22 protein-coding genes are annotated in these 18,814 nt (G+C 69.2%); 15 read left to right on the top strand and 7 right to left on the bottom strand.

The window, feature by feature from the left end; translation table 11 throughout:
* Positions 1-2 precede the first annotated feature (2 nt).
* From IB225_RS11025 to IB225_RS11015, 3 genes are read left to right on the top strand one after another with little or no spacing between them, the layout of a single operon-like run.
* Positions 3-593: a hypothetical protein gene (locus tag IB225_RS11025; RefSeq protein WP_192311291.1), complete on the top strand. Its 591-nt coding sequence runs from the start codon at positions 3-5 to the stop codon at positions 591-593.
* Between the two features lie 10 nt (positions 594-603).
* Positions 604-1,446 (top strand): pyrroline-5-carboxylate reductase, encoded by an 843-nt coding sequence (gene proC / locus IB225_RS11020; protein ID WP_192311290.1) that lies wholly within the window; start codon positions 604-606, stop codon positions 1,444-1,446.
* Positions 1,447-1,472: 26 nt separating this feature from the next.
* On the top strand, positions 1,473-1,928 hold the full coding sequence (locus IB225_RS11015; protein ID WP_192311289.1) for a DUF4426 domain-containing protein: 456 nt from the start codon (positions 1,473-1,475) through the stop codon (positions 1,926-1,928).
* A gap of 158 nt (positions 1,929-2,086) precedes the next feature.
* On the opposite strand, the gene IB225_RS11010 is transcribed toward IB225_RS11015, so the two are convergent.
* Together IB225_RS11010 and pdxH are read right to left on the bottom strand one after the other, a co-directional pair.
* Positions 2,087-2,884 carry a cobalamin-binding protein gene (locus IB225_RS11010; RefSeq protein WP_192311288.1) on the bottom strand — a complete coding sequence of 266 codons (798 nt, stop codon included), beginning with the start codon at positions 2,882-2,884 and terminating at the stop codon, positions 2,087-2,089.
* A gap of 100 nt (positions 2,885-2,984) precedes the next feature.
* Complete coding sequence (gene pdxH, locus IB225_RS11005; protein ID WP_192311877.1) at positions 2,985-3,587, bottom strand: pyridoxamine 5'-phosphate oxidase; 603 nt, start codon at positions 3,585-3,587, stop codon at positions 2,985-2,987.
* A gap of 31 nt (positions 3,588-3,618) precedes the next feature.
* On the opposite strand from pdxH, the gene IB225_RS11000 reads away from it, so the two are divergent.
* Positions 3,619-4,449, top strand: coding sequence for a kinase (locus IB225_RS11000; RefSeq protein WP_225583694.1), 831 nt, complete (start codon positions 3,619-3,621; stop codon positions 4,447-4,449).
* A gap of 163 nt (positions 4,450-4,612) precedes the next feature.
* Here IB225_RS11000 and IB225_RS10995 read toward each other — a convergent pair whose 3' ends face one another.
* Entirely contained in the window at positions 4,613-4,816 is a 204-nt protein-coding gene (locus IB225_RS10995; RefSeq protein WP_062352254.1) for a dodecin family protein, read from the bottom strand.
* A 106-nt stretch (positions 4,817-4,922) separates the two neighbouring features.
* Between IB225_RS10995 and IB225_RS10990 the strand changes: the two genes are divergently transcribed.
* From IB225_RS10990 to IB225_RS10965, 6 genes are read left to right on the top strand one after another with little or no spacing between them, the layout of a single operon-like run.
* Entirely contained in the window at positions 4,923-5,465 is a 543-nt protein-coding gene (locus IB225_RS10990; RefSeq protein ID WP_192311287.1) for a shikimate kinase, read from the top strand.
* On the top strand, positions 5,462-6,565 hold the full coding sequence (gene aroB, locus IB225_RS10985; protein ID WP_192311286.1) for a 3-dehydroquinate synthase: 1,104 nt from the start codon (positions 5,462-5,464) through the stop codon (positions 6,563-6,565). The genes IB225_RS10990 and aroB overlap by 4 nt, the downstream gene beginning before the upstream one ends.
* A 9-nt stretch (positions 6,566-6,574) precedes the next feature.
* Positions 6,575-6,829 (top strand): WGR domain-containing protein, encoded by a 255-nt coding sequence (locus IB225_RS10980; protein WP_192311285.1) that lies wholly within the window; start codon positions 6,575-6,577, stop codon positions 6,827-6,829.
* A 20-nt stretch (positions 6,830-6,849) separates the two neighbouring features.
* On the top strand, positions 6,850-7,935 hold the full coding sequence (gene hemE / locus IB225_RS10975; RefSeq protein WP_192311284.1) for a uroporphyrinogen decarboxylase: 1,086 nt from the start codon (positions 6,850-6,852) through the stop codon (positions 7,933-7,935).
* A 30-nt stretch (positions 7,936-7,965) separates the two neighbouring features.
* Positions 7,966-8,601 carry a hypothetical protein gene (locus tag IB225_RS10970; protein ID WP_192311283.1) on the top strand — a complete coding sequence of 212 codons (636 nt, stop codon included), beginning with the start codon at positions 7,966-7,968 and terminating at the stop codon, positions 8,599-8,601.
* Between the two features lie 4 nt (positions 8,602-8,605).
* Positions 8,606-9,088, top strand: a complete 483-nt coding sequence (locus IB225_RS10965) for a hypothetical protein (RefSeq protein WP_192311282.1) — start codon at positions 8,606-8,608, stop codon at positions 9,086-9,088.
* A gap of 5 nt (positions 9,089-9,093) precedes the next feature.
* Here the strand turns inward: IB225_RS10965 and IB225_RS10960 are convergent, their stop codons facing one another.
* Positions 9,094-10,056 carry a hypothetical protein gene (locus IB225_RS10960; protein WP_192311281.1) on the bottom strand — a complete coding sequence of 321 codons (963 nt, stop codon included), beginning with the start codon at positions 10,054-10,056 and terminating at the stop codon, positions 9,094-9,096.
* Positions 10,053-13,622 (bottom strand): hybrid sensor histidine kinase/response regulator, encoded by a 3,570-nt coding sequence (locus IB225_RS10955; RefSeq protein WP_192311280.1) that lies wholly within the window; start codon positions 13,620-13,622, stop codon positions 10,053-10,055. The genes IB225_RS10960 and IB225_RS10955 overlap by 4 nt, the downstream gene beginning before the upstream one ends.
* A 143-nt stretch (positions 13,623-13,765) precedes the next feature.
* Here IB225_RS10955 and IB225_RS10950 point away from each other — a divergent pair, with 143 nt between their 5' ends.
* Genes IB225_RS10950 through IB225_RS10935 form a run of 4 tightly spaced genes read left to right on the top strand, consistent with a single transcriptional unit; the run spans position 13,766 to position 16,510 of the window.
* Positions 13,766-14,401 (top strand): YceI family protein, encoded by a 636-nt coding sequence (locus tag IB225_RS10950; RefSeq protein ID WP_192311875.1) that lies wholly within the window; start codon positions 13,766-13,768, stop codon positions 14,399-14,401.
* Entirely contained in the window at positions 14,398-15,024 is a 627-nt protein-coding gene (locus tag IB225_RS10945) for a cytochrome b (RefSeq protein WP_192311279.1), read from the top strand. The genes IB225_RS10950 and IB225_RS10945 overlap by 4 nt, the downstream gene beginning before the upstream one ends.
* A complete protein-coding gene (locus tag IB225_RS10940) occupies positions 15,011-15,571 on the top strand; it encodes a YceI family protein (protein ID WP_192311278.1) in 561 nt (186 codons plus the stop codon). Before IB225_RS10945 ends, IB225_RS10940 begins: the two co-directional genes overlap by 14 nt.
* The gene (locus IB225_RS10935; RefSeq protein ID WP_192311277.1) at positions 15,572-16,510 is read left to right on the top strand and encodes an alpha/beta hydrolase; all 939 of its coding nucleotides are present in this window, start codon (positions 15,572-15,574) and stop codon (positions 16,508-16,510) included.
* Here IB225_RS10935 and IB225_RS10930 read toward each other — a convergent pair.
* Together IB225_RS10930 and IB225_RS10925 are read right to left on the bottom strand one after the other, a co-directional pair.
* Positions 16,447-17,031, bottom strand: a complete 585-nt coding sequence (locus tag IB225_RS10930) for a hypothetical protein (protein WP_192311276.1) — start codon at positions 17,029-17,031, stop codon at positions 16,447-16,449. The two genes, IB225_RS10935 and IB225_RS10930, sit on opposite strands and share 64 nt — an antisense overlap.
* Before the next feature lie 92 nt (positions 17,032-17,123).
* Positions 17,124-17,351, bottom strand: coding sequence for a glutaredoxin family protein (locus IB225_RS10925; protein WP_192311275.1), 228 nt, complete (start codon positions 17,349-17,351; stop codon positions 17,124-17,126).
* Positions 17,352-17,427: 76 nt separating this feature from the next.
* Between IB225_RS10925 and IB225_RS10920 the strand changes: the two genes are divergently transcribed.
* Positions 17,428-18,810, top strand: coding sequence for an L-serine ammonia-lyase (locus IB225_RS10920; RefSeq protein WP_192311274.1), 1,383 nt, complete (start codon positions 17,428-17,430; stop codon positions 18,808-18,810).
* The last annotated feature ends 4 nt before the right edge of the window (positions 18,811-18,814 follow it).

Below are 18,814 nucleotides of genomic sequence, written 5' to 3'. Positions count from 1 at the left end.
GCATGGACCCCGCCCAGGACCGCATCCATTTCCCCGGCAACCCGTGGCCCGAAGGCCACGCGCTGACGGAGTTCGCCTGGACGGTGCGCGTGGTCGACGGTGTGGTCTGGTGCGATCTGCATCTGCGCAGCGCGGACTATTACGCCGAACGCGATATCGAACTGGACGAAGACGAAGACGAAGACGCAGATGAAGACGACCACGACAGCAGCTGGGAGGCGCCCGGTGTGTGGGGCAACTACCATCGCTGCACGCTGTCGTCGACGTTCTGGGACGACGACCGCGGCTTCCCGCTGTGTGCGATCGAGGATTTCACGCCGGCGTGGCTGGACGGCCGGACGTTCGAGGTCGACACGATCACCAACGGCACGCTGGAGGGTGTCGAACTGGACGACCTCGCTTTCCACGTCTACCTGCTCGGCCACGACAGCGTGGCCAACCACCGCATCACCTTCCATCGCATCGGCGACAGCGACCGCTTTGACATCGCCTGGACCGGCGACATCGCCCTGACCTACGCCGGCGACGACGACCTCGCCCACCGGTTCGAGGCACGCATCAGCGCCGTGCCGTTCCCCACGCCTTCTCCGTGAGCCTGCCGCCATGACCGCATCGCACTCCCCGCTCCTGACGCATCCGCTGGCCTTCATCGGCGGCGGCAACATGGCGCACAGCCTGATCGGCGGCCTGATCAAGCGCGGCGCCGATCCTTCGCGCATCCGCGTGGCCGAACCGGCGGAACCGCTGCGCGCCGCCCTCGCCGCGGACTTCGGCGTACAGGTGTTCGCCGACGCCGGCGAAGCGACCTATGGCGCGGACACCTGGCTGTTCGCGGTGAAGCCACAGGTGATGCGCACGGTGTGCGAAAGCCTCGCGTTACGCGCGCAGACGCAGCGTCCGCTGTCGGTCTCCATTGCGGCGGGCATCACCGCCGCGCAGATGCAACGCTGGCTGGGCGGCAACGTACCCGTCGTGCGCAGCATGCCGAACACGCCGGCCATGCTGGGCGCCGGCGTCACCGGCCTGCATGCCAGCGATGAAGTCGACGCGGTGGGCCGCCAGCGCGCGGAACTGCTGCTGTCATCCGCCGGCCCCACCGTGTGGATCGACAGCGAAGCGAAGATGGATGCGGTGACCGGCGTATCCGGCAGCGGCCCTGCCTATGTGTTCCTGCTGGCCGAAGCGATGGAAGACGCGGCCAGGGCCGAAGGCCTGTCGGACGACGCGGCGCGCACGCTGGTGCTGCAGACGATCCTGGGCGCGGCGCGCATGCTGACCGAAAGCGGCGAGACGCCCGCAGAACTGCGTCGCCGCGTCACCTCGCCGAACGGCACCACGCAGGCCGCGATCGAAACCTTCCAGGCCGGCGGCTTCGAAGCCCTGGTCGCGAAGGCCGTGCACGCGGCGACGGTGCGCGGTGGCGAGTTGTCGGCGGCGAACGACTGAGCTCCATCCCTGCGATGACCGCGTCCATGAAAACCCGCTTGCTGCCCGCCCTCTTCCTCGCCTTGCTGGCCGCCTGCTCCGGCGGCGAAGCACCGCGCGCCGCCGAGTTCGTGCAGGCCGCACCGGCCGAAGCCGACTTCGGCGACCTGCGCGTGCGCTACAACGCCGTGCCGACGCTGGCATTGAGCGAGCCCGTCGCCAGGGAGTACGGCGTGCAGCGGGATGCCGGCACCGCGCTGGTGCTGGTCGCGCTGCGCACGGTGACCGGCGGCGAAGAAGTCGATGCCGACGGCGAGGTCAGCGTCACCGCGCACGACCTGTCCGGGGCCCGGCAGGCCCTTAATCTGCGCAAGATCGACGCGGGCGGGTACCGCGACCACATCGGCATCGCCCGCATCTCGCCGCGTAATTCCTACCGCTTCGAAGTGGTCGTGACCGCGGATGGGCGCAGCGAGACCGTCAAGTTCCAGCGGAATTTCTGAGGCGAAGCGGAAAGGCTCCATGTAGCCAGCCTGCTGGAGCGAAGAGCCTTCCTGTGGGAGCGACGTAAGTCGCGATGAGGCGCCGCGGTGCTTCATCGCGACTTACGTCGCTCCCACACCCGATATCTCGACCAGCCCCCCCGCAGATGCAGTGGCCCTCAGCCCTGGCGCGCTGCCCACCTCTGGACGATCGCCGCGATCGCCTGCACGCCATCGGTCAGCGCGGCCGGCCCGGGCTGCAGGATCAGCGGCGACTTGATCTCGTGCAGTTCGCCGTCGCGAACGGCGGGAATGGCATCCCAGCCGGGACGTGCGGCGACGCGGTCGGGGCGGAATTTCTTGCCGCACCACGAGCCGAGGATGATGTCCGGCGCACGGCGCACGACCTCGCTGCCATCCGCCAGGATGCGGTGCTTGGCCAGCGATTCCTTCGCGATTTCCGGGAAGACATCGTCGCCACCGGCGATACCGATCAGTTCGGACACCCAGCGGATGCCGGTGATCTGCGGCTCGTCCCATTCTTCGAAATAGACCGTCGGCCGACGCGGCAGGCGCGCGGCCTGTGCGCGGACGTCATCCAGCCCGCGCGCCAACGTATCGGCGTAGTCGTTGGCCCGCGACGCGGCGCCGACCAGCGCGCCCAGTCGCCGCACATAGTCGACGATGCCTTCGACGCTGCGGTGGTTGCTGATCCAGACTTCCACGCCGTGCCGCACCAGCTCGGCGGCGATATCGGCCTGGATGTCGGAGAAGCCGATGGCGAGGTCGGGCTGCAGCTTCAGGATCTCGCCGATCTTCGCGCTGGTGAACGCGCTGACCTTCGGCTTCTCCTTGCGCGCCTGCGGCGGACGCACGGTGAAGCCGCTGATGCCGACGATGCGGTCCTGCTCGCCGAGCGCGTACAGCGTTTCGGTCGGCTCCTCCGTCAGGCAGACGATGCGTTGCGGGCCGGTCATGCCCGGGTGCCCCCTGTGGGAGCGACGTCAGTCGCGAGCTTCCCGCAACAAGCCATCGGTTCGCGACTGACGTCGCTCCCACCAGGGATGCAGATGCCGCTCAAGGAAACAACATCCGCTTGCTCCACGCGCCGGCGGCATCGCGCTCGTAGCGCCAGCGCTCGTGCAGACGAAACTGCGCGCCGTACCAGAACTCGATCGCCTCGGGCGCCACGCGGTAACCGCTCCACCCGTCCGGCCGCGGCACGTCGCGATCGGCGAAACGCGCTTCCACCTCGGCCATGCGCGCCTCGAACGCCTCGCGCGAGTCCAGCGTCTCCGACTGGATCGACGCCCACGCGCCCAACTGGCTCTGGCGCGGACGCGAGGCGAAGTAGGCATCGGCCTCGGCGTCGCTGACCGGCGTTACCGCGCCTTCCACGCGTACCTGGATGCCGGCTTCGCGCAGGCTGCGCCACAGGAACAGCAACGCCGCGCGCGGGTTGTCGTGCAGCTCGCGACCCTTCTGGCTGTGCGTGTGCGTGTAGAAAACGAAGCCGCGCTCGTCGAACGCTTTCAGCAGCACGGTGCGCGCGGAAGGATGGCCGTCCGGCGTGGCGGTGGCGAGCGTCATGGCATTCGCCTCGACTTCGGTGCCCGCGGCCTTGGCTTCGCCGAACAGCGTGGCGAACGTGGACAGGGCTTCGGCGTACAGATCGGTCATGGCGTCGTCAGGCAGCGCCCGCGTATCGGGCATGCGCTATTGTCGCGCGATGACGCAGGCAACGCACCCCGATGGTTTTCCCGACGCTATCGTCGCCGAGGCGCTGGCCGCCGCACGCGCGCTGACGCCGCGCACGCCGGTGTTCGCCATCAGCGGCCTGCAGGGAAGTGGCAAATCGACGCTGGCCGCGCAGATCGCCACGCGTGCCGAGACCGATGGCCTGCGCGTGGCCGTGCTGTCGCTGGACGACCTGTACCTGACCCGCGACCAGCGCGGACAGCTGAGCCGCGATGTCCATCCGCTGCTCGCCACACGCGGCCCCCCGGGCACGCACGACGTGGCGCTGGGGTGCGAGGTACTGGACGCACTGCGTGCGGGCGACGACGTCGCCCTGCCCCGCTTCGACAAGCTGGCCGACGATCGCGCGCAAGACGCGTGGACGCAGGTGCGGGGGCGCGTCGATCTGGTGCTGTTCGAAGGCTGGTGCCTGGGCGCCGTAGCAGAAGACGAGGCAGCCCTGGCGACACCGCTCAACGCGCTGGAGCGCGACGAGGATGCGGACGGCCGCTGGCGACGCTACTGCAACGCGGCGCTACGCCAGGACTACCCGGCGCTGTGGGCCCGCATCGACGCGCTTTGGTTCCTGCAGCCGCCGGGCTTCGACATCGTCCGCACGTGGCGCTGGCAGCAGGAACAGGCGATGGTGGCGCGCGATCCCGCACGCGGCGGCATGGACCGCGCGCAGCTGGACCGCTTCATCCAGCACTACGAACGCACCAGCCGGCACCTGCTGGCGACGCTGCCGGCGACGGCGGACCGGGTCATCGGGCTGGATGAGGCGCGTAGACCTGTCGTTGCGTAGATGCGGGTGGTGGGAGCGACGTAAGTCGCGATGACGACATCCGGACGCTTCATCGCGACTTACGTCGCTCCCACACTTAGCTATCCCACACTTAGCTATCCCACACTTAGCTATCCCACACCTATCTATCCCGCACCTGCCTACCCGGTGCGTGCCCCTCGCCTCACGCCACCACGAAGGTGATGCGCAGGTTGACGCGCCACTCCTGCACGTTGCCGCCGTCGTCGGTGACCACCTTGATCTCGTTGACCCAGGCGCCCTTGATGTTCTTCACCGTCTCGGACGTCTTCTTCAGGCCGACCTTGACGGCGTCCTCCATGCTGGTCTTCGACGATGCGTTGACCTCGATGATCTTGGCAACGGACATGGCGCATTCCTCCTCGGATGACCGGCTCTGTGCCGGAGCGCCACCGTAGTCCTGCTGGTGTTAAGCCCACGCCACGCACGCGGGCGGTGCTAGCATCTGTCCCATCATGAATCCGGCCCCCAACCTGATCCTGGTCGGCCCCACGGGGGCCGGCAAGACGTCCATCGGCAAGCGCGTGGCCGAGCGCTTCGGGCTGGTGTTCGTCGATGCGGACCAGGCCATCGTCGACCGCACCGGCGCCAGCATCGCCTCGCTGTTCGAGCATGTGGGCGAAGCCGGTTTCCGCGAGCGCGAGAAAGCCACCCTGCACGAACTGCTGGCCGGCCACGGCCAGTTGATCTCGACCGGCGGCGGCGCCGTGCTGGATGCCGACAATCGGATACAGATGAAACAACGTGGCTACGTGGTCTACCTGCAGGTCAGCGTGGACGCGCAGCTCAAGCGCCTGGGCCGCTGCACCAACCGCCCGCTGCTGCAGCGCCCCGACCGCGAGCAGGTACTGCACGACATGGCGGTGACGCGCGAGCCGCTGTACCGCGACGTGGCCGACCTGACCCTGGACACCGACGGCCTGACGCCGCCCGAGGCGACAGCCCGCCTGACCCAGTTGCTGGCGCATCGCTGGCAACCCATCGAAGAGAACGCATGAGCCAGCTCCGCACCGTCGATGTCGGCGGCGACATTCCCTACACCATCGCCATCGGTCCCGGCCTGCTGTCCGACGGCGGTGCGCTGGCGCGCCACGTGCGCGGCCGCCACGTGCTGCTGGTCAGCGACTCGGTGGTCGCACCGCTGTATGCCGGCGCCGTGCGTGAAGCGCTGCACGCCGCACGCCCCGAGCTGGCCATCGGCACCTTCATCCTGCCGGCCGGCGAAGAGTCGAAGACGCTGGCGCACTTCGGCCATGCCATCGAAGCGCTGGCGACGCTCGGCGCGACGCGCGACGCCTGTGTGGTGGCGCTGGGCGGCGGCGTGGTCGGCGACCTGGCCGGCTTCGCGGCCGCGTGCTGGATGCGCGGCGTGGACTGCGTGCAGGTGCCGACGACGCTGCTGTCGATGGTCGATTCGTCGGTCGGCGGCAAGACCGCGGTCGATATCCCGCAGGGCAAGAACCTGGTGGGTGCCTTCCATCCGCCGCGCGCGGTGTTCGCCGACACCTCGGCACTCGCGACGCTGCCCACGCGCGAGCTGCGCGCCGGGCTGGCCGAAGTGATCAAGTACGGCGCGATCCGCGATGCCCGCTTCTTCCAGTGGCTGGAGCAGGAGCGCACCGCGTTGCTGGCGATGGACGGCGAGGCGCTGGCGCTGGCCATCGCCGCCAGTTGCGAGCACAAGGCGGAGATCGTCGCGCGTGATCCGCTTGAGAAAGGCGAGCGTGCGCTGCTGAACTTCGGCCACACCTTCGGCCACGCCATAGAGACCGAGCAGGGCTACGGCGGCCTGGGCAACGACAACCTGAACCATGGCGAGGCCGTCGCCGTGGGCATGGTGCTGGCCGCACGCCTGTCGGCCGCCCTGGGCATGGCATCGGCCGATGACGCCGATCGCCTGGAAGCGCTGCTGACCGCGTACGGCCTGCCGACCCGCATTCCTGCCGGGCTGGCACCGGACGCCCTGCTGACCCGCATGCGGCTGGACAAGAAGAACCTGGCCGGCCGCCTGCGCCTGGTGCTGTGGCGCGGCTTGGGCCAGGCCGAGGTGGTGCCGGACGTGGACGAGGCCCGCGTGCTGGCCGCGCTGTCCGGCTAAAATGTCGCCATGCGCGTCCTCCTCCAGCAGCGCCCCGATGCGGGCGAAGCCCCCCGCTACGTCCAGCTGACCCTGCAACCCGACCTGTTCGGCGGCTGGGAACTGTTGCGCGAAAGCGGTCAGATCGGCGGCCGTGCGACGCTGAAGCGCGAGCAGTACCTGCTGCAGGACGAGGCCAACGCCGCGTTCGAGAAGGCCCGCGACAGCCACCTCAAGCGCGGCTTCCAGCTGATGTTCGCTCGCGGCGCCGACGCGCCCAAGTAACCCCTTCCCGGATTCTCCCGATGACCGCTTTGAAGAACGACCCTGCTTCCAACAGCAGATTCCTGCGTGCCCTGCGCCGCGAATCCGTGGACCGCACGCCGGTGTGGCTGATGCGCCAGGCCGGCCGCTACCTGCCGGAGTACCGCGCCACCCGCAAGGAAGCCGGCAGCTTTCTCGGGATGGCGAAGAACCCGGAGGTCGCCTGCGAGGTGACCCTGCAGCCGCTGCGCCGCTTCGACCTGGACGCCGCGATCCTGTTCTCCGACATCCTGACCATCCCCGATGCGATGGGCCTGGGCCTGTACTTCGTGGAAGGCGAAGGTCCGAAGTTCGAACGCACCGTGCGCAGCGCCGCCGATGCGGCGAAGCTGGGCGTGCCGGACATGGAAACCGAGCTGCGCTACGTGATGGACGCGGTGCGGGTGATCCGCCACGAACTGGACGGCAAGGTGCCGCTGATCGGCTTCTCCGGCAGCCCGTGGACGCTGGCCTGCTACATGGTGGAAGGCGGCGGCAGCAAGGACTTCGCCCGCATCAAGGCGATGGCGTTGAACGAACCGGCGGTGCTGCACCAGCTGCTGTCGGTCAACACCGATGCGGTGATCGCCTACCTGGCCGCGCAGCGTGCGGCCGGCGCGCAGGCGCTGCAGGTGTTCGACACCTGGGGTGGCGTGCTGTCGCCGGCGATGTACCGCGAATTCTCGCTGCCCTACCTGCAGCGCATCGCGCGCGAGCTGGATCGCGGCGACGGCGCCGAGCGCGCCCCGCTGATCCTGTTCGGCAAGGGCACCGCCGCATACCTGGAAGAACTGGCCGCCAGTGGCGCCGATGGCGTCGGCGTGGACTGGCTGATCGAGCTGGGCGACGCCGCCCGCCGTACGCAGGGCAAGGTCGCGCTGCAGGGCAACCTGGACCCGGCCACGCTGTACGGCTCGCCCGATGCGATCCGCCGCGAAGTGCGCCGCGCGCTGGACAGCTACCGCGACGGCAATGGCGGCTCACGCGAAGGCCACGTGTTCAACCTCGGCCATGGCATGTCGCCGGACATGAATCCCGACCACGTCGCCGTGCTGGTGGACGAAGTCCACGCCTACAGCGCACGCTGACGCCCCTGCTCCACCCGCCGGAGTGACGCAATGGAATGCCGCCACCTGCTCGCCCCTGCCGCCGCCGGCCTGTTGCTGATGGCTGGCGCCCGCGTGCGCGCCGAGGAAGCCGGCGCCGTGCGGATGATGCAGGTTGCCGGCGGCGACTTTCCCGCACTGGTGATGGTGGTGCCGGGCGAACATGCCACGCAGGGCCCGGACACGATGCCCGGCTGCGACCGCATCCGCGCACGCCGGGTGGATGAACTGGCGCCCGGATGGCGGACGCGCGTGGCGCGCGTCGAGCTGGAGTGCGAAGACACGCTGGCGGACGACGAGCAGCAGACCCTTACCGCGGTGACCGCGCGTGCGGTGCTGCATCCCGGCGGCGTGCAGTTCGCCGGCCAGCCGGTGACCGAGGTCCGCCTGATGGATTCGCAGCGCTGGGGCGACCACCAGTACGTGCTGGCCGCGCCGTTCGCCGCCGCCGGCCCGATCGTCAGGCGCTTCGTCGAGGAAGCCTGCCTGGCACGGACGCTGGCGGAAGAAACGCCCGCGACGGCCTGCACCATGCTGGCGGCCGATGACGGTTTCTACCTGGCGTCCTCCGATGCTGGCGGCATCTGGGTGCACGCCGATCCCGATGACGCCACGCGCACGCTGTATGTCGAAGCCTGGGCGGACTGAATCGATGCGCCCATCCTTCCTGGTGTGCCTGCTCGCCTTGTCGCCTGCTGCGTGGGCAAGCGAATCGGCTCCGTTCGCCGGCGACTACGGCCACAGCGCGACCCGCGAGGCCGACGAGGTGGTGTGGCGTGTGCAGCAGGCGGACACTGGATGGCGCCTCATCTCCACCGGTGACGGTGAGGTCGTCGATGCACACCGGCTGGGACCGCGCGGCCGTGAGGCGTTCTGGACGCGCATGGGCTGGCCCGTCGACAGCAGCAACGACGCCGACTGCCTGACCTGGGGCAAGAAGCCGGCTTCGCTGGACGACCTGTTCGCCGACGCACCGCCTGCCCCTGCCGCACCCGGCGACGACTATGGGCTCGGCGTGCTCTGCCACGTGCCATCTGCCACGCGTGCACGCATCGACTGGCTGGCCAGCAATGCCAGCGACTGGTTCTACTACGACCCGGTCGCCGGCGTGATGGACATCCGCCGGCTGCGCTGATCGCGTCAGCCTACGCCGGATCGCGGGCTGCGCAGGCGTGGCGTGGTGCCGTCGCTGCCGGCATCCGGCCGTTGGTATTCGAAGCGGATCTCGCGCATGCCGTCGGGCACCACGATGTCCATCGCTTCGGGCGAAACGCAGCGGCCGCGCAGCACGTTGCGGATCGACTGCGCCTCGCTCTGCAGCTCCGCCGCTTCCTCGGTCCGCGCGATGACGGCAGGGCGCAGGTAGACCGCGTCGTCGACGATCCACATCTCGTTCTCCTGCCCGTCATTCGTGCTGGCGAGCACGGCGTCCGGACGCGCGCCGCCGGCGGGTATCGGGCGGACCTGCAGCACCTGCCGGCAGCGGCCGGTGTTGAGGACGCGCACATCGGCGGCGAAACCTGCCAGGAAGGTCTCCGCCTGCTGCTGCACGTCCTCATCGGACACGCGATCGGCCTCTACGCTGTAACGGACCTTGATGAAGTACAGGTCGCGCACGGTCATCGCGAGGGCGGAGCGGTAGCGCTTGTCGCGCATCGGCATTTCCATCGCGAAGGACCGCGCCTTCAGCGCCAGCTCGCCGAGCATGCCCTCGCCGGCGCTCGGTGCCGTGGTGAACGTGCGCACCTCACCCAGCCGGACGTCGCCGGCCTTGCGGTTGTTCGCGATCTGCACGATCTCGTCGACGCCGTACTGGAACACCTGCGCGAATGCGGGATCGAACATCACGCCGGCCGGATACAGGTACAGGTCCATCCAGCGGTCCGGCTTGCGCGTGTCCTGGTAGCGCACCGACACCCCCAGTTCCTGCTGCTCGTAACGCTTCTCGCCCACCGCCTCCCAATCGCCCACGCGCAGCGGATACAGCGCGCGTGAAGCGGTGATGTAGTCACCCAGCAGCGGCGGTTCGGGCGTGTCCGCCAGGGCGGGACCGGCCAGGACGAGTACAGCAACGGCGAGCAGACAGCGCGTGATCATCTTCATGGTGTGTCTCCCTGCGACGGCGATGCGCGGCGCTCGATCTGCGTGGCGATCACCGCGGCCAGCATGTCGCCGGTGACCGGCTTGCGGATGAAATCGTCGAACCCCGCCTGGCGCGCCAGCGATTCGGCCTCGGCATCCGTCCGCGCGGTCAGCGCGACCAGCGACGTGGGCACGCCCTGCAGGCGCAGTTGCCGCGCCAGCGCCATGCCGTCCAGGCCCGGCAGGTCGAGGTCGAGGAACGCCACGTCGAACTCGGTCGTGACCACTTCGGTCAACGCGGCCAGGCCGTGCGGCGCGTGCGTCACCCGATGGCCGCGCGCACGCAGCAGGCCGGCGACGACGTCGGCCACCGTCGCATCGTCCTCGACCAGCAGGATGTCCAGCGGTCCGACGGCCGCAGGTGCGTGCGCTTCCTCCACGACCGCCGGCGCTTCGGCATCGTGCTGCGCCACCGGCTGCAGCACCGGCAGGTCGACGGAGAAGCGCGTGCCTTTGCCCGGCGCGCTGTCGACCTCGATGCGCCCGCCCATCGCCACGGCCAGTTCCTGGCAGATCGCCAGACCCAGGCCACTGCCGCCGTAGCGCGCGGTGGTCTGCGCGCCTTCGGCCTGTTCGAAACGCCGGAAGAGCCGCGCCTGCTGTTCGGCATTGATGCCAGGACCGGTGTCGCCGACCGTCAGCCGCACGCCCTGCGGCGCCAGCGGCACCGCGTGCAGCGAGACGTGGCCGGCTTCGGTGAACTTGATCGCGTTGCCCAGCAGGTTGAGCAGGATCTGCCGCAGCCTCAGCGGATCGCCGCGCACCAGCCGCGGCACGCCGGTGGCGATGCCATCGTGGAAGGTGAGGCCTCGCTTGCCCGCGACGGGCCCCATCAATGCGACAACATCGGACACCAGTGCGTGCAGGTCGAATTCGACCTGCTGCAATTCCAGTTTGCCGGCTTCGATCTTCGCCAGGTCCAGCGCATCGTTGACCAGCCGCAGCAGATGCGTGCCGGCGCGCTGGATCGCATCGGTGTAGCCCTTCTGCCGATCGTCCAGCGGCGTGGCCTGCAGCAGCTCGGTCATGCCCAGCACGCCGGTCATCGGCGTGCGGATCTCGTGGCCGAGCGTGGCCAGGAAACGGGTCTTCGCCAGCGACGCCTGCTCGGCGACTTCGCGCTTGTGTTCGGCCAACTGCCATGCGCTTCGACGACGCACGCGCCGGCGGTACGCGGCCGCGGCGATCAGCAGCAGCACGACACCGAGGACGGCGAACAGGGCCAGTCCCCACGCGCTTCGCCACCACGGCGGCAGCACGTGCACGGGCACGACGAGTTCGCGCGAGGCATTGCCGGCGGCGTCGTAGGCCTGCACGCGCAGTTCGTAGCGTCCGGGCGTCAGCGACGAGAACACGCGCTCACCGCTGGCGCCCTGGTCGACCCAGCCGCTGTCGAACCCGTCGAGCAGCGAGCGGTAGCGGTTGCCCAGCGGATTCTCGTAACTCAGCAGGCGGGTGCCGACCAGCAGTTCATGGTCTTCCGGCTGGAGCACCAGCGGCTGGTCGATCCGCAGCGGCAGCACATCGTCGCCGCGGCTCACCTGCAGGCTGTCGAGCACCAGGTTCGGCGTCACCGCGCGGGGATCGGGCAGATGCGTGTCGAGCAGCGCCACCGAACCATCCGCTGCCGTGGTCGCCAGCAAGCCGTCCGCCGTCATCAGCAGGCCGCGGTCGTTGAGCTCCTGGCTCAGCAGGCCTTCGCGCACGCCGAAGTTGCGCAGCAGCGCACGCGAGCCATGCAGGTTGGGATCGATACGGAACAGGCCGCGACGCGTGCCCAGCCAGACGCGTCGCTGCGGATCCACGGCCAGGCCGGTCGATTCGACCGCCGGCAAGCCTTCCGCGGCACCGATGCGCCGCTCGCGAACCCAGCGCGTGCCGTCGCGGCGCCAGGCTTCCACGCCGGACATCCGGTGCAGCCACAGACGATCCGCATGCTCGAACGCGAACGCATAGACACGCTCGCCTCCCATCGCACCCACCGGGACGAAGCGCTCCGCCGCCGCATCCCAGACCATCATGCCGGCGGCGCCGCCCAGCCAGACGCGGCCATCGGGCGCCACCGCGACACCTTCGATGTCGGGCAGTCCGCTGCCGTCTTCCTGCTTCACGATCGTGCGCAGCACGCGTCCGTCGGCGAGCGAGCGCTGCTGCACGCTGCCCATCTGCGAGACCAGCCACAGCGTGTCGTCGGGGGCTTCGACCAGCCAGTCGACCGACGTGTTGTCCGGCACCGCGTTTTCGCCTTCCTGCGCCCATTGCCGCAGGGCGCCGGTGCGGGGATCGATGCGGATCAGGCCGCTGCGATGGCCGATCCACAGCTGTCCATGGCGATCCTGGCGCACCGAGGTGAGCCGCAACTCGCCGAGCAGCGCCGCGTGATGCGCCAGCGGCACGACATGACCGCCGCGCGTATCCAGCCGTTCCACCTTGCCGGTGCTGCTGGCGATCCAGAGGCCGTCGGCGCCGGCCTGCGACAGGCCGCGGTAGAGGCCACCACCCAGGCCCTGGGCCGACGAGAACGCCGCGATCCGGCGCCAATCCGAACGGAGGTAGGCCAGGCCACGCGTCGGCACCGGCACCCACAGCCCGCCATCCGGCAGCGCGAGCACCGTCTGCAGTACGCGGCCGATGCCCACGTTCTGCGCGTCGTAATTCACCGGCGCCGGCGCGCGATCGCCCTCGGTCCGCCACAGGCCGCCCTGGCTGGCCAGCCAGTACTCGCCCTGGCCATCGCTCGTCATCGCGATCACCGCATTCGGTCGCGCGAACATCGGCGACCACGGCGGCGACACCCAACGGCCGTCCGGCGACCAGCGGTGTACGCCGTCCGATGCACCGACCCAGACCGCGTCCGCATCGGCGGTCACCGAATAGATGATCAGGCCGTCGCCGCCCGGCAACGGCATCCGGCGCAGCTGTCCGCCTTCATAGCGCGCCAGGCCGCCCATGGTGCCGATCCACAGCACGCCCTTCGCGTCGAACGCCAGCGACAGCACGTTGTCCGACGGCAGGCCCTCCTGCCCTTCCTGGGCCGCGGCGAAGCGGGTGATGCGCCCATCGGCGGCCAGCTTGTGGAGTCCGCCGCCGAACGTGCCGAACCAGACGTCGTCGCCGCGGCTGGTGATCGCGAACACATCGTCGCTGCCCATCTCGGGGTGCTGCGCCTGCCGGTAGTGGCGGAAGCCGACGCGGTCGACATCCATCACGCTCAGGCCGCTGTTCTCGGTGGCCACCCAGATGCGGTCGCGGGCATCGATATGCAGCGCCTGCACGACGTTGCCGGACAACGAGGCGGGGTCGGCGGGATCGTGCCGCCAGACCTTGAAGCCGACGCCGTCGTAACGCGCCAGTCCGTCCCAGGTGGCGATCCACAGATGGCCGGCACGATCGCGCGCGAGCGCGGGGATGGTGGTGGACGGCAGGCCGTCGCCGGCCCCGAGCAGGCGGAAGCGCGGGATCTCGGGCACCGTGGCGGGCGCGGACGCGCTCAGCAGGCAGAACAGCAACAACCACCACGCGCGCATCGCCATTCCTGTCCGCCCTTCAATCCCTGGTTGCCCCGTCCGGCATCGTCGCAACGGACCGTTGCACGCGCAAGCGGGGTATCTTCATGGACCGGCCCCTAGAATCCGTCCCCATGCCCGGATCGACCGCCCGCCGTTTGCTGATGCGCAGCCTCTGCCTGCTGGCGCTGCTGCCTGCCACGGCGTTCGCGCGCGACACCGCAGCCGAGTACCGGCTCGATCCGGTGCACACGCGCGTGATGTTCGCGATCTCGCATGCCGGCTTCTCCAACGCGATCGGCACCGTGTCCGGCAGCACCGGCACCGTGGTGTTCGATCCTGATGACTGGACGCGTGCGCGCGTCGACGTGCGCATTCCCATCGCGCGTGCCGACCTGGGCGATGCCGACTGGAACAAGGCCACGCTGGCCAAGTCGCTGCTGGATGCGGAAGGCCATCCGGAGGCGCGCTTCGTCTCCACGCGCGTGGAGCCCGTCGACGCCACGCATGCCCGTGTGTACGGCGACCTCAGCCTGCGCGGCGTGACGCGCGAGGTCGTTCTCGACGTCACCCTCAATGCGGCCAAGCGCCACCCGATGCCACCGTTTCGCCGCACGGTGGGCTTCTCCGCCACCACGAAGCTCAGCCGTGCCGACTTCGGCATCACCGCGTGGAAATCGGTGATCGGCGACGAGGTGGAACTGCGCATCGAGGCCGAGGCCACCTACGACGGCAAGGCCGACGACGACACCGCGCCCGCCACACCGCCATCCCCATCCCCTCAGGAGCCGACGCCATGAACCTGAAGAACACCGACGAGCGCTGGGGCGCCGTCAGCCAGCTGTTCCACTGGACCATCGTCGCGCTGATCCTGGTGATGGCCTATATCGGCCTGACCATGGGCGACCTGCCCAACGGGCCGCGCAAGATCAACATCTACGCGCTGCACAAGTCGATCGGCCTGACCATCCTCGCGCTGGTCGTCCTGCGCGTGGTGTGGCGCGTGTATGCCGGCGCACCGGTACCGGTGCCGGGCACGCCGACCTGGCAGCAGCGCATGGCATCGGTGACGCACTTCCTGCTGTATGCACTGCTGTTCGCCATCCCGTTGTCGGGATGGGTGCTGAACTCGTCCGCCGGGTATCCGCTGCAGTGGTTCAAGCTGTTCAACCTGCCCGCCATCACCGGCCGCAGCGACAGCGTGCATGAAGCCGCTGAAGGTGCGCACGAACTGCTGTTCTGGGTGCTGGTGGTGCTGGTGCTGGCGCATGCCGGTGCCGCGCTGTACCACCACCTGTTCCAGGGCGATGCCACCCTGCGCCGCATGCTGCCGGGCCGACGCGCCGCGGTGGCCGCGCCGGTCGCGGCTCCCTCCGTTCCTCCTTCCCCCACCCCGCAGGATTCCCCCGATGAAAACCCCTGATCGCGTGCGCCTGGCGCTCGCTTCCCTGCTGCTGGCTGCCACGCCGGCGATGGCCGCCGACTACGTGCAGGCGCCCGGCTCCACGCTGGTATTCGCCAGCAACTACCAGGGCGAAACCTTCACCGGCAAGTTCGGTGGCTTCACCACCACGCTGAGCTTCGATCCCGCGCAGCTGGCCACCAGCAAGCTGGACGTCGCCATCCAGCTGGCCGGCACGCAGACCGGCAACGGCGACCGCGACGGCACGCTGGTGTCGGCCGACTTCTTCAACGTCGCCAAGTTCGCGCAGGCGCGCTACACGGCGACGAAGTTCCGCGCACTCGGCGGCAACCAGTACGCCGCCGACGGCACGTTGTCGCTGCGCGGCGTCAGCAAGCCGGTGACGCTGACCTTCACCTGGACGCCGGGCGCACAGCCCGTGCTGGCCGGCAAGGCGACCGTGAAGCGACTCGACTTCGGCGTCGGTGGCGGCGACTGGGCCGATACCGCGACGATCCCGAACGAGGTCGCGATCAGCACCAAGGTCGTGCTGAAGCCGGCCAAGTAAGTGCCGACGCGCCGGCGACGCCTGCTTCTCCGCATCGGCGTCGTCGGCCTCCTGCTGTCTGTCTGTGCGATGGGTGGCCTGTGGTGGCTGGGCGGCCAGTTGCTGGCGCCGCGTCCCTCCGTCATCGGCGCCCCGCCAGCGGACCTGCGGGCCATCGACGTCCGCATCGACGGTCCCGGTGCGGAACCGCTGGCCGGCTGGTGGATCGAAGGGAAACCTGGCCGCGCCAGCGTGCTGTTGCTGCATGGCATCCGCGCGGACCGTCGCGCGATGCTCGGTCGTGCACGGCTGCTGGCACAACACGGTTACGCCGTGCTGCTGATCGATCTTCCTGCACACGGCGAGAGCAAAGGCGACGCGATCACGCTGGGCGCGCGTGAGTCCATCGCGGTCACCGCTGCGCGCGACTGGATGAAGGAACGCCGCCCGGACGAGAAGTGCGCCGTGATCGGTGTGTCGCTGGGCGGCGCATCGGTATTGCTCGGTCCGCAACCCAGCGGCTTCGATGCGGTCGTGCTGGAAGCGGTCTACTCGACCGCGCGGCAGGCGATCCGCAACCGCATCGCGATGCGGCTGGGTGACGCGGCGGCCGGGCTGTCACCGCTGCTGGAAATGCAAGTCGGGCCGCGCCTCGGCATTCCGGTGACCTCGTTGGCGCCGATCGACCACATCGACGACGTCGGTGCGCCGGTGCTGGTGATCGCGGGTGGACGCGACCGCCATGCGCTGCCTGCCGAATCGCGCGCGATGTTCGAACGCGCGCGATCGCCCAAGTCGTTCTGGCTGCTGCCGGATGCGGCCCATGTGGATTTCCAGGCGCATGATCCCGCGGGCTATGCCGCGCACGTGATCGGTTTCCTGGACCAGCAACTCGATCAAGGCACGCAGGAACGTGCGCCCGGTACCTCCGCCGACACGGTGACGCGCCCTAGCCCGTAACTGAGGGCGCCCAGGACATCGCCCTCGCGATGATCGGCATGGCATGAAAGACAGTCGCGGCGCGCGCGGATGGCCCCCATCGCGCGCTCACCGCCGGGCGTCGTGTGCAGGACAATGGGCCGGCCCGCCTTCAGCATGGCGACGGCGTCGCGTTCCCATGCCTGCAACGTGCGGGCAGGCATCGCGGGTAGTCGCAGGGCGGCATCGCCGTCGTGATGCTGGAACCCCATGAAGTTGGCGGGATAGACGACCGGTGGATAATGTCGGGCGATGCCGACCAGTTCCACGTCGCGTACGCAGCGCCCGTCGTCACCGAACCCTTCGAACTGGTAGTGGCGCATGCGCACCATCATCGGCGTCACGCGGGTCTTTCCGAACCCCTGGCTGTCCACAAACGCACGGACGAAATCGTCGTGCATCCGGCCGAGCGTCGCCTCATCGTCGTGGACACCGCCGGAGACCGCGGCCGGCATCCCGACCAGGGCGAGGACGAGGGCGAGCAGCGGCGATCGTGTCGACATCATCGTAGTCCCGACCCTGGATGCGGCGAGCCTAGCGTGACGGTCGACGGCGCCGACGCGCGCTCGAACCTTCGTTCCGCTGGCGGACAGCTTTACGGGTGCAGGAACGCCGCAACGCCGTCGGCATCGAACGGCCAGTCCAGTTCCGCGCCGGTGTCGCTGCGATGCAGCACCGGCACGCGGATGCCGTAGCGCGACTCCAGGCTGTCGTCTCCATCGATGAAAACGCTTTCGAACTCGGGAATGCGGGCATTCGCGAGCACATCGAGCGCCAGGTCGCACAGGTGGCAGTCGTCGCGCTGGTACAGGATCAGGGACATCGCAGTCGGGGGTGAAGGGTGTCGGGCGTCGGCGTGCTTAGAATAGCGGCCTTTTTTCGACCGCGGTTTTTGCAGCATGGCAGTCAGCACGTTCGACCTGTTCAAGATCGGCATTGGCCCGAGCTCCTCGCATACGGTGGGACCGATGCGGGCGGCGGCGCGCTTCGTGGGCCGCTGGCTGGTCGATGCCGGCCGCTTGCAGGACGTGGTGCGCATCCGCGCCGAGGTGTTCGGCTCACTGGCCCTGACCGGCCGCGGCCACGGCACCGACAAGGCCGTGCTGATGGGTCTGGAGGGCCACTACGCCAACGAGATCGACCCGGACATCATCCCGCCGGCGCTGGCGCGCATCCGCGCCGGCAAGCGCCTCCTGCTGGGCGGAACGCATGAGGTCGCCTTCGACGAGAAGCGCGACCTGCTGATGAACAAGCGGCAGAAGCTGCCCTACCACACCAACGGCATGCGTTTCACCGCCTACGACGCCAATGACGAAGTGATCGCCACGCGCGACTACTACTCCGTCGGCGGCGGTTTCGTGGTCAACCAGGACGATGCAGCCTCCGACCGCATCGTCGCCGACGAAACGCCACTGCCGTATCCGTTCAAGAGCGGCGATGAGCTGCTGGCCCAGTGCCAGCGCAGCGGACTGAGCATCGCCGCGCTGATGTTCGAGAACGAGAAGGCCTGGCGCAGCGAAGAAGAGATCCGCGACGGCCTGCGCGCGATCTGGGGCGCCATGCAGTCGTGCATGGCGCGCGGCATCCGCGAGGAAGGCACCCTGCCCGGCGGACTGCATGTCTCGAGGCGCGCACCCACGCTGCACCGCGAACTGGCCAGCAAGCCCGAAGCCGCCATGCGCGATCCGCTGACGGTGCTGGATTGGGTCAACCTGTACGCGCTGGCGGTGAACGAGGAGAACGCGGCCGGTGGGCGTGTGGTTACTGCACCGACCAATGGCGCGGCCGGCATCATCCCGGCCGTACTGCATTACTTCGACCGCTTCTGCCCAGGCAACAGCGAACAGCGGGTATTCGACTTCCTGCTGACCGCGGCGGCCATCGGCATCCTCTACAAGGAGAACGCGAGCATCAGCGGCGCCGAAGTCGGCTGCCAAGGTGAAGTCGGCGTGGCGTGTTCGATGGCCGCCGGCGGCCTGGTCGCCGCCTTGGGCGGCAGTCCCAGCCAGGTGGAGAACGCGGCCGAGATCGGCATGGAGCACAACCTGGGCCTGACCTGCGACCCGATCGGTGGGCTGGTGCAGATCCCCTGCATCGAGCGCAACGCGATGGGCGCGGTGAAGGCGATCAACGCCAGCCGCATGGCGATGCGCGGCGATGGCAAGCACAAGGTCTCGCTCGACAAGGTGATCAAGACCATGCGCGACACCGGGCGCGACATGCAGGACAAGTACAAGGAAACCAGTCGCGGCGGATTGGCTGTCAACGTTATCGAGTGTTGAACGG

The organism is Pseudoxanthomonas sp. PXM02 (assembly GCF_014851805.1).
GTDB lineage: Bacteria > Pseudomonadota > Gammaproteobacteria > Xanthomonadales > Xanthomonadaceae > Pseudoxanthomonas_A.
This window is presented reverse-complemented; position numbering and strand designations above follow the sequence as displayed.

Bases quoted from the DNA above. Each gene is read 5' to 3' on its own strand.
- IB225_RS10990 (WP_192311287.1), top strand. From the start codon at position 4,923: ATGAATCCGGCCCCCAACCTGATCCTGGTCGGCCCCACGGGGGCCGGC.
- IB225_RS11000 (WP_225583694.1), top strand. From the start codon at position 3,619: ATGCGCTATTGTCGCGCGATGACGCAGGCAACGCACCCCGATGGTTTT.
- IB225_RS10950 (WP_192311875.1), top strand. From the start codon at position 13,766: ATGCGCAGCCTCTGCCTGCTGGCGCTGCTGCCTGCCACGGCGTTCGCG.
- IB225_RS10970 (WP_192311283.1), top strand. From the start codon at position 7,966: ATGGAATGCCGCCACCTGCTCGCCCCTGCCGCCGCCGGCCTGTTGCTG.
- IB225_RS10955 (WP_192311280.1), bottom strand. From the start codon at position 13,622: ATGCGCGCGTGGTGGTTGTTGCTGTTCTGCCTGCTGAGCGCGTCCGCG.
- IB225_RS10995 (WP_062352254.1), bottom strand. From the start codon at position 4,816: ATGTCCGTTGCCAAGATCATCGAGGTCAACGCATCGTCGAAGACCAGC.
- IB225_RS10960 (WP_192311281.1), bottom strand. From the start codon at position 10,056: ATGAAGATGATCACGCGCTGTCTGCTCGCCGTTGCTGTACTCGTCCTG.
- IB225_RS10930 (WP_192311276.1), bottom strand. From the start codon at position 17,031: ATGTCGACACGATCGCCGCTGCTCGCCCTCGTCCTCGCCCTGGTCGGG.
- IB225_RS10980 (WP_192311285.1), top strand. From the start codon at position 6,575: ATGCGCGTCCTCCTCCAGCAGCGCCCCGATGCGGGCGAAGCCCCCCGC.
- IB225_RS10945 (WP_192311279.1), top strand. From the start codon at position 14,398: ATGAACCTGAAGAACACCGACGAGCGCTGGGGCGCCGTCAGCCAGCTG.
- IB225_RS10925 (WP_192311275.1), bottom strand. From the start codon at position 17,351: ATGTCCCTGATCCTGTACCAGCGCGACGACTGCCACCTGTGCGACCTG.
- proC (WP_192311290.1), top strand. From the start codon at position 604: ATGACCGCATCGCACTCCCCGCTCCTGACGCATCCGCTGGCCTTCATC.
- hemE (WP_192311284.1), top strand. From the start codon at position 6,850: ATGACCGCTTTGAAGAACGACCCTGCTTCCAACAGCAGATTCCTGCGT.
- pdxH (WP_192311877.1), bottom strand. From the start codon at position 3,587: ATGACCGATCTGTACGCCGAAGCCCTGTCCACGTTCGCCACGCTGTTC.
- IB225_RS11025 (WP_192311291.1), top strand. From the start codon at position 3: ATGGACCCCGCCCAGGACCGCATCCATTTCCCCGGCAACCCGTGGCCC.
- IB225_RS11010 (WP_192311288.1), bottom strand. From the start codon at position 2,884: ATGACCGGCCCGCAACGCATCGTCTGCCTGACGGAGGAGCCGACCGAA.
- aroB (WP_192311286.1), top strand. From the start codon at position 5,462: ATGAGCCAGCTCCGCACCGTCGATGTCGGCGGCGACATTCCCTACACC.
- IB225_RS10965 (WP_192311282.1), top strand. From the start codon at position 8,606: ATGCGCCCATCCTTCCTGGTGTGCCTGCTCGCCTTGTCGCCTGCTGCG.
- IB225_RS11015 (WP_192311289.1), top strand. From the start codon at position 1,473: ATGAAAACCCGCTTGCTGCCCGCCCTCTTCCTCGCCTTGCTGGCCGCC.
- IB225_RS10940 (WP_192311278.1), top strand. From the start codon at position 15,011: ATGAAAACCCCTGATCGCGTGCGCCTGGCGCTCGCTTCCCTGCTGCTG.
- IB225_RS10920 (WP_192311274.1), top strand. From the start codon at position 17,428: ATGGCAGTCAGCACGTTCGACCTGTTCAAGATCGGCATTGGCCCGAGC.